The sequence below is a fragment of the Streptomyces sp. NPDC002825 genome (genome assembly GCF_040295385.1).
Lineage (GTDB): Bacteria > Actinomycetota > Actinomycetes > Streptomycetales > Streptomycetaceae > Streptomyces.
In genome coordinates this window covers 326,057-335,660 of sequence record NZ_JBEOVH010000007.1, presented here as the reverse complement: position 1 = coordinate 335,660, position 9,604 = coordinate 326,057, and the positions used below count along the sequence as shown (strand labels likewise).

The 9,604-nt window shown below is 66.4% G+C and carries 2 protein-coding genes; one reads left to right on the top strand and one right to left on the bottom strand.

All coding sequences use genetic code 11. From position 1 onward, the window contains the following. Window positions 1–81: 81 nt before the first annotated feature. Window positions 82–8,754, bottom strand: coding sequence for a golvesin C-terminal-like domain-containing protein (locus ABT041_RS13050; protein ID WP_351183252.1), 8,673 nt, complete (start codon window positions 8,752–8,754; stop codon window positions 82–84). 331 nt (window positions 8,755–9,085) lie between these two features. Here ABT041_RS13050 and ABT041_RS13045 point away from each other — a divergent pair, with 331 nt between their 5' ends. Then, window positions 9,086–9,526: a hypothetical protein gene (locus ABT041_RS13045; protein ID WP_351183250.1), complete on the top strand. Its 441-nt coding sequence runs from the start codon at window positions 9,086–9,088 to the stop codon at window positions 9,524–9,526. The last annotated feature ends 78 nt before the right edge of the window (window positions 9,527–9,604 follow it).

Sequence of the window (9,604 nt, the reverse complement as noted above, 5' to 3'; positions counted from 1 at the left end):
CCCCAGGGATCCCTGGGGGTCGGCCCCGCCGTTTTTCGAGGCACGTCCCGACCGGTCGACCGGCGGGAGCGTGTCAGCCTGCTACGAGAAGAGGCCGCTCACGAAATCCGTGAGGGTGTCCAGCAGGCCGCCCGAGTCCGACGACCCCGACGAGCCCGACGACCCCGACGGAGACTTCGGGTCGTTGAGGTCGACCGTCTCCTCCCACGTGATGTCCTGCGAGATCACGCCGAAACGCACCCCCGACTTGTAGTGATCATTGAGGGGCTGGCCGATGTGCTCGCTCCACCAGTCGCTGTACCCGCCGAGCTCCGGGGCGATGTGCGTTCCGGAGTTCATGGTGCTGTCGTTCTGCACATGGAACTGGATGGTCGCCGTTCCCGCCTCCTTGTCGACGGACTTGACCGTGTAGTCCATGTTGTAGGAACCGAGGAACGCCGCGGACATGTTCGACGTGAAGTCCATGAAGACGGTCTTGGTGTTCAACGAGTGATTCAGACCGTTGTTCACCATCATCTTCTTGTCCTCGTCGTAGTACTGCTTGACGGGCGCACCCAGGTTGTAGTTCCCACCGTTGATGTTGTCGGCCGCGATCTCCCGCACGCGCTGGACGTGGTAGTGGTCCATGAGCGACTGCGTGAAGGCGTCGTTACCGCCGAATTCCCGCTTCTTGGGACCGTTGCCCGCGACCCATTCGAATCCCATATCCATTCCGTTGGGATTACCGGGAGTTCCGAAGCAGGACGGGCACGCGTCCCGGATGAGCGGCTCCGCGGCGAGCACGGGGCTGGCCATCGTATCGGCGACGGTCTCGACGGTGTTGACCCAGGCAGAGGCGAAGTTGTCGTCCCAGGGGCAGAAGTTGTTCCCCTCGCACCAGTCGGCCCAGTGACCGTCGATCTCGACGCCGCTGATCGGGTTGCCGCCGGTGAAGGCGTAGCGGTTCCCGGTGAAGGGATCCGATCCCAGCTGCATGTCGGCGAGGGCGCCGTTGTACATGTCCCGGCTGGTGAAGCGGTTCAGGCCGGGGCTGTAGTCACGGAAGCCCATGTCGTACGTGCCGCTGGCGGCGTCCCAGCGCTTGCCGTTGAAGCGGTAGGGGTTGTACGCCTCCTTGTCGGGCTGCGCCGTGTCGGGCTTGTCGATGCCGGTGAACTCGGCGTCGTTGTTGGTGCCGTAGGCGGTGTAGCCGTAGGTGGACTTGGTGTCACCGGTGGTGTCGGTGAGGGTCTCGACGTCGGTGTGGCCGTTGTAGCCGTAGACGCCGAGCTCCTCGGAGCCGTCGGTGTTCTTCTTCAGCTGCGTGAGGCGCTCGCCCCACGGGCTGTACTGGTAGGACTTGGTGACCTCGCCGGCGACCGCCTCGTTCAGGACCTCGCTGGAGGTGCCGAGGTAGTTGAAGTCGGTGGTCTTGCCGCCCTCCGTCTTGGACGCCGTGCGGTCCAGCGGGTCGAAGACGTAGGTGGTCGTCTTCGTCGTGACCCCGTCGGTCTGCAGCTTGGCGTTCTTGACCACGTGGTCGAAGCCGTCGTAGTCGCGGTCCTCGGCCACCTTGCCGCCGGCGACGACCGTGTCCAGTCGGCCGTACGGGTCGTAGTTGTAGTTGTTGGTGGCCGCACCGATGCTGGAGCTCAGGAGCCGGTTGCGGTCGTAGGTGTAGTTGGTCGTGACGTTCTTGATCGTCTGGGTGACGACGTTGGCGTTGTTGTCGTGGACGTAGGTCTCGGTGCCCGCGCCGTTACCCGTCTTCACGGACTGGGCGAGCCGGTTGACCGGGTCGTACGTGTAGTCCGTGGTGGAGTTCAGGTACGCGCCGTGGTCGTCGGCGTTCATCTTGGACGCGACGTCCTGCGCCTGGTTGCCGTTGGCGTCGTAGGCGTAGGTGTGCGAGGAGACCAGGGTGGCGTTGGGCTTCTTCTCGGTCTGGGTCTTCAGCGCCGCGTTCAGGTAGTAGGTGTAGTCGACCGTGTTGCCGTTGGCCTTGGTCTCCTTCAGCCGGAGGCCGCGGTCGGTGTAGGTGTAGTCGGTGACCTTCGGCGAGGCGTCCGAGACGGACTTGCCGACCTTCACCGTCTTGACCTGCTCACGCGCGTCGTAGAAGTACTGCGCGTACTGGTCCGGGTGGCTCGTCGTCGACTTCTGGCCGTTGGCGTCGTAGGTGAACGACGTGGCCTTCTTCTCGACGCCGGCCAGCGACTCGCTGACCTTCTGGACCTGGTTGAGAGCGGTGTAGGTCATCGAGTACGTGTCGATCTTGGCACCCGAGGAGGTGTCGGTGATCGACGTGAGGTTGCCGTTGAGGTCGTACGAGTAGGTGAAGTTCTTCTTCTCGTTGTCCGTCTCGGTGACCGTACGGACGATCTTCACCGCGTCGGCGACGACCTTGCCGGAGGCGTCGGTCGCAAGGGTGATCTTGGACGCGATCCCCTGCTTGAACGTGTACGAGCCCAGCGAGACCCAGGTGCCGCCACCGGTGGTCTGGTTGACCGTCTTGTCGGTGGTGCCGGCGTCGTGGGTGACGGTGTACTTCGCCGCCGTGGAGGCGCCCGAGGTCGTCGGGTACTTCGCGTAGGCGGTGTAGCTGCCGTCCTGCGGGACGTTCAGCGTCCAGGTGAACGTGTCCGTCGACGTGCCCGCCGCGTGGGTGCGGTGGTCGTAGCCCTGCTGGCCGGTGGCCGAGGCCGTGGCCCAGGTACCGGTCGCCGACGTGGTCTGGGTGTCGGAGTTGTCCGCCACCACCACGTGGGCGCCGACCGGGATGCCGTCGTCGGAACGGGACTGGATGCTGCCGTCGGGGTAGTACGCCCAGCCCTGCGTCCGCGAGCTGGAACCGCCGGCGGAGGTGAGGGTGCGCGAGACCTGCTGGCCCGTCGTGTTGTAGCCGTAGGAGGTGACGATGTCCCACGGGTCGGTGGACGTCTTGGCCCAGCCGTTGTCGAAGTAGGTGTAGTCGGTGTCGTTGCGGACCGTCTGGCCCGCCGACGGCGGCGCGGAGACCCGCGAGACGCGGCCGACCACGTCGTAGGTCGTCTGGGTGTAGACGTTGGGGTCGTTGTAGCGCGCGTCCGCCGGGTCGTACGGCTGGTACTGCTTGACCGGACGGTTGAGCTTGTCGTACTCGGTGCGGCTGGTGAAGTCGTCCACGGCGCCGGTGGCGGTGCCGCGCGGGCTGATCACCTTGGTGGGGTTGCCCATCTGGTCGTACTCGTACTTCGTGGTGCGCACGACGCCACTCGAGTACGGGACCCGCTGCTCGATCGTCTTGCCGCGCTGGTCATAGACGACCTCGCTGGTGTTGCCCTCCTTGTCGGTGCTCCTGACAAGGAGCGAGTCCTTGTCGTACTCGCTCGTGGTGAACTTGCCCAGCGCGTCGGTGACCTTGGTGACGCGGTGGTTGAGGTCGAAGGAGCTCTTGCTGGTGTAGTCGGTGGTGTCGGCGGTCGCGTTCTTCTTCGGGTCGATGACCGTGACCGGGTTGCCGACGTTGTCGTACTCGTAGGAGACCTTGTCACCCTGGGCGTTCACCACCGATATGAGCTGGTAGCTCTCGTCGTAGGTGTTGGTGGTGACGTAGTCGTCCGGGACGGAGGTCGTCGCCACGCCCTTGGGCTCGGTCGTGGTCTTGAGGTTGCCGACCTTGTCGTAGGTGTAGCGCGTCGTGCGACCGCTCAGGTTGTTGTCCGGGCCGGTCGACTCGGTCACCTGGTCCGCGGCGTCGTAGACCGCGGTGGTCACCACGCCGTCCGGGGCGGTGCTGGTGGTGATGTTGTCGTTGGCGTCGTACACCGGGGCCGGGGTGGTGATGAACACCCCCTGCGCCGTGTCCTTGGGCACCTTGTTGACCAGCGGACGCTTGTAGACGTCGTAGGTCTGGGTGGTGGTGGTGCCCAGCGTGTCGGTGACCGAGGTGACCTGGCCGCGCCCGTCGTAGACGAACGAGGTGGCGTGGTTCTCCGCGTCGGTGATCGTCTTGGGGTAGCCCATGACGTCGAAGTCGGAGTTGACCGTCGAGTTGCCGTTGGCGTCGGTCGCCTTGGTCAGCTGACCGTAGGCGTCGTACTCGTACTTGGTGGTGTAGTCGTCCGGCACCGAGGTGGTGGCGGCGCCCATGGGGTCGGTGACCGTCTTGAGGTTGCCGAAGGCGTCATAGCCGAACTGCCACTTGCGGCCCTCGGGGGACGTCTTGGTGGCGAGATCGGCCGAGAAGCCGTCCGCACGGGTCAGGTACGTGTAGACCGTCCCCGCGGTGCCGTTCTTGTTGGCCTCCGCGTCCTTCTTCGTCAGCGGGTTGCCGGTCTTCGGGTCGTACGTCCAGGTGGTCTGGGCGCCGTTCGCCTCCTTCTGGAGGATGACGTTGTTGTCCGCGTCCCAGGACATGTCCATGGACAGGGACTTGGCGTTGGTGGCCTTCACCTGGCGGCCGAAGTCGTCCAGGACGTAGTCCGTGGAGTGCGACTCGGAGTCCGTGACCTTGGTGTCGGTGAAGCTCGGGTTCACCGTGTCCGCCTTGTAGGCGAACGTCGTGTTGTTGTTCAGGCGGTCCGTGATGGTCTTGGTCCACCAGTGGTACTTCGGGTCGTCACCGGTCTGCGGGGCGTAGTAGGCCAGCTTGGTGGCGTTGCCCCGGGGGTCGGTGGCCGCCACCATCTTGACGTTCTTGTTGCCCTGCGTGGCGTCGTAGGTGAACTTGAACACCTTGGGCTGCGAGGAGCCCGCGCCGTCGGTGAACTGGCCGAGCAGGCCCTTGTCGGTGTACCAGAAGTTGATCTTGCGGCCGGAGACGTCGGTGACCGACTTGACGTGGTCGTAGATCTTGGAGTTGGTCAGGTTCGAGCCCGTGACGATGGCGCCCGTGTCCGAGACGTACTCGTAGGAGTTGTCGCCCTTCTTGAAGTAGTCCACCGTCAGCGTCTGCCGCGACGCGGGGTCGGTGATGTACTTCAGGAACTTGGTGGGCTTGTTGTTGGACTTCCGCTCCTCGTAGGTGAACAGCATGGTGTTGCCGTTCTTGTCCACCGTGGAGGTCAGGTAGCCGTCGCAGCCGAACAGGAAGCGGGAACCGTCCGGACGGGTCGCCGTCCAGGCGTCCGGTACCGGGTCCTTCAGCGGGGTGCAGTCCAGGCCGGGCTTGGCGGCCAGCCTGTAGTGCACACCGGCCGGCGCCTTCCAGGAGCTCGTGGCCGAGTCCCAGCGGAAGACGTGGGTGGTGCCGTCACCGTCCGGGAGACGGATCTCCGTCGGGTTCGGGTTCGGGTGGAAGTCCAGCGGCGAGCCCAGGCGGACCGGGCCCGAGGCCTGGAAGGACCAGCCGTAACCGGAGACGGTGTCGGAGGTGTCCAGGCTGTTGTAGGCCATCCGGAAGAACGTGTTCAGACCACGGCCGGGGTTGTTGATCGCGTTGTACGACCAGACCACGTTGCCGGAGGCCATGTTGTTCATCATGCTGGCGCCGGCGCCGGTGTTCTTGCCGGTGTAGCCGTAGAACTTCTCCAGGCCGAGGCTGTTGGAGGTGGGGTCCTCCACGGCGACGTTCTGGGTCAGGCCCGGGATGCCGGAGGTGCCGGAGGTCCAGGTGCCGGTGGTCTTGTTGTAGACGTCCCAGGTCAGGACGTAGTCGGTGCGCTTGTTGCCGTTGTCCGAGTTGATCGGCGTCTTGATCTGCGCCTGCAGACCGACCGAGCCGCCCGGGGCGACGTTGGACGGCAGCGCCGTCTGGACCTGGTTGCCGCCGGTGGTGACGTCCGTGCCGTCGGGCAGGGCCCACTTGTACGTCAGCACGTTGTCGGCCGACGTCCACGTCGAGGCGGTGGTGTTGGTCAGGGTGAAGTCGACCGTGTAGTCGCTGTTCGGCGTCATACGGGCCGGGGTCTGCGGCGCGTAGTACGTCGAGTCCGTGGTCGAGTCGATGTACGTGACCACGATCCTGGGCGCGAGCCGCGGCTCGGTGCCCTCGGACGACAGGAACAGGGTGCGCTCCTGGGAGGCGGCCTCGTCGGCCATCTTCAGGACGACGCCCTTCTGGGAGGCCGGGGTGGTCACCCAGGACTGCGCCAGCGAGGTGACGTTCCAGTCGTGGCGGGACGGGTCGTTGGTCATCGCGCCGGTGTCGGCCGTCACCGCGCCGAAGTCGCCGCCCTGGGTGGTCCAGTTGGTGGCGCTGTCGGCCTTGACCCAGGTGGCGGTGGCTTCGTCGAAGTCACGCGTCAGCGGCCGCAGCTCATAGAGCGCGCCGGTGGTGTCCTGGGCGGTCTGCGTGGACCACAGGCGCACGTTGGCGTCCAGGACCCGGGCGGTGGTGGGGATGCCGAGGGCCGGGAACTTCAGCAGGGCGCGGGTGTCGCCGTAGGTGGCGGAGTTGTTTCCGACCGACAGCCAGTTCTTCGGGCCGGAGTCGTCGATGGTGTCGTGCGGCGTGGTGGTCTGCGTCGAGGACAGGGTGGTGTCCTGCGTCGCGTTGAGCACCTTGGTCGTGCGGCCGGCCTTGGGCAGGCGGACGAGCTGGGTGGGGGCGGCGACGACCTGCCCGTCCTTCGTCTTGACCGCGACCATGTAGTAGTACGCGCGGCCGTAGGGGTCGGGGTCGTCGGCCTTCGTCGGCGTCGCGGAGGTGTCCGTGAACGACGTCGTGCCCGGCGCAACGGGGGCCACGAGGGTGGCGGCCGAGGGGGTGAAGGTCTGGTTGACCGAGCGGTGGACCTGGTACTCGACGATGTCGTCGCCGGTGGCGACCGGGTCCTTGTCCTGGTACGCGGACCAGTTCAGCTCGGCGCCGGTGTCGTGGATCGTGGTCGGGGCGGAAAGGTCGACGCCCTGACGGCCGAACGTGAGGACCAGGCGCGGGTAGTTGGCGGTCTCGCCGCCGTACCCGAACTCCGAACCCTCGTACCGCGGACCGCCCTTGGGGCCGTTCGCGGTCTCGTCACCGGCCTTGATCACGAAACCGTTGTTGACGTTCGTGCCGTCGATCCAGGACTGCACGGTCTTGGTGACGGGGAAGGAGTGCCAGGTGTTCAGCTCACCGGCCTGCTTGGTGACCACACCGCCCTTGGTGAACCGTACGGCGTCGGCGATGACGGACGTGGCCGTCGACGCCGGACCGTCACCGAGGACGATCTTGCCGAGGGTGCCGGCCTTGAACGGGTGGCTGCCCAGGGTCTTCCACACGCCGGCGGTACCGGCCTGCTGGTTGACCGTGTAGGCCTTGGTGCCGCCGTCGTAGGTGACGGTGAACGGAGCGTTGGTGGCACGGTCGGACGCCGGGACGTAGTGCGTCTCGACCTGGTACGTACCGTCCTCGGGAAGACTCGGCTGCCAGGTGTACGTGTCACCCGCGACCGAATCCTTGTTGTACATGTACGTCTGGTTCACCGCGTACTGCGTGTACGCCGTGTTCCCCGACGCCGGCCACGGACCCACCGCAGCCGTACGACCCGCCTCCCCGTTGTCCACGACGACGGCGGTGCCGGACAGCTCACCGGTGATCGCGTTGGCGTTGTTCCAGGTCGCCCCGGACTCCGTCCACGCCTGCGTCGCCCGGTGCGCCTCCAGCTGCACCTCGGTGTCACCCGTGGTGTGCGTCTGGTCGAAGTACAGCCGCAGATCGGCCGAATCCAGCTTGGTGCCGGCCGGGATGCTGGAGACCGGGAACCGGATCAGCGCACGCGAGATACCCGTGGAGGTGTTGCCGACCGACAGACGCCAGTTGTCGTCGTAGTTCGTCGCCGCACCGTCCGACGAGATCATCACGTCCTGCGCCGTCGTCGGCGTCGGAGCGATCGAGATCGTCGGGTCGATCGTGACCGGGTACTGCCGCTCGGGCGCGGACAGCCACTTCGCGTCCGGCGTGACCGACAGCTCCCAGCCCTTGCCGGCCTTCTTCAGCGTCTGCTGCACGGCCGGGCTGTAGGCCGAACCGTACGCAGCCTTCGCGTCCTTCTTCGCATCCGTCATGAACGCCGCCGGGATGACCAGGACCGGGTCCGCGCCCTCACCGAAGAAGGAGATCGAGCCGTCCTTGTTCGCCTTCGGCGTCAGACCACCCGCGTCCAGGGTGAACGTGAAGGACACCGGACCGGACGGCTTCGCGCCCAGAACGATGTTCTCCTTCACCCGCCCCGGACCCACCACGTACGACAGATCCGCACCGGACACCGCGTCCTTGTACGAGACCGTGTCGCCCTTGGCCACCGGCACGAGCTTCCCCGCACCCTTGAGGCCGAGGGTCACCGTGTGCCCCTCGGCCTGGAAACGCAGCAGGCGCTCCGCGTCCGAACCGAACCAACTGCTCGCCGCGTTCGTCGTGTTGGCGAACGCGAAGCCGTTGGCCGCGGACGGGACGACCGTCGGGTCGATGTCCTTCCAGGACTTCCCCGCCCGGTAGCCGGTCGGCACCGCCGAGACCTCGGCCTGCACGCGGCCGTCGGACAGCTGCCAGTAACGGGCGTTCGCCGTCCGCTTCCCGGTCAGCTCCGCGACACGCTTCGGCTTCGGAGCCGCCTTGCCCTTCGGCAGCTTCTCCCGCCGCACCGGAGACCCGGCGGTCGCCGACGCCTCGGACGCGCGCGCCGCGTCCTCGTTCTCGTCGTCCGAGAACCAGCCGGCGATCGTGTCGAAGGCGCCCTTGTCGTCGCTCGCCGCCGGAGACTGCGGGGCTCCGTAGGCGACCTGCGGCAATAGCGTTCCTGCTATCGCCGACACGACAAGACAGGAGAGGTATCTCCTGTAGGGAACTTTCACCTCAATACCTTTCGGCATCGGCGCACCCGCATCACTCCACGCGAAATGGGTACGCCGAACGAGCCGGTGCGGAGGTTTCCGCCCGGCTTGGCGCAATGTGGAGTGAACGCACGGAAGTTGAGAACCACGAGGTCACGGGCATTGCAGCGGGCTTTCTAACCACTGCTGCGAGGCCCGGTCAACCCCCGCGACATAAAGGGACATTAAGCTGCCGAACGGGGAGTGGTTCGCCCGATTCTTCCGCTCGCTCGCACGTGACACAGGGCGTGGTGTATAACCACCCGGTTCATCTGCCAACCGATCGAAAGCCGGCTCTCTCATGTCGTCCAATGAACTTGCGGAAAGCGCAGTGCGGGAGGAGCACGAGCCCGAGAGCACGGGCGGCCCGGCGCGCCGGCGGGGGCTGCTGATCGCGGGCGTCGCCCTGCTCGCCTGCCTCGGGCTCGTCGGCTACGGCGTCCTCGACACCGAGGAGCAGTCGAAGTCGGGCGCGGTGCCGACGGGCGAGGTGACATACGAGGTCACGGGCACGGGGACGGCCGAGATCTCGTACCTGGCCGGCGGCGAGGGCGGTGCGACGGTGGTCGAGAAGGACGTCAGGCTTCCCTGGACCAAGTCGGTCGAGGCACCCGTCGGCAAGGCGCCGGCCGTCGCCATCGTCCTGGACGCCAAGGGCGGGCAGGCGTCGTGCGCGCTCACGATCCGCAAGAAGCACATCCAGCGCGCCACGGCGACGGGCGCATTCGGACGCGCCACGTGCACGGGAGAGGCCCAGGCACAGCAGGGCTGATTCTCGGCGCACAGCCCGATTTCCGGCGTCGATCGACCCGAGGATGGGCCCCTTCGGCTTGCGTCCCCCGGAATTCGT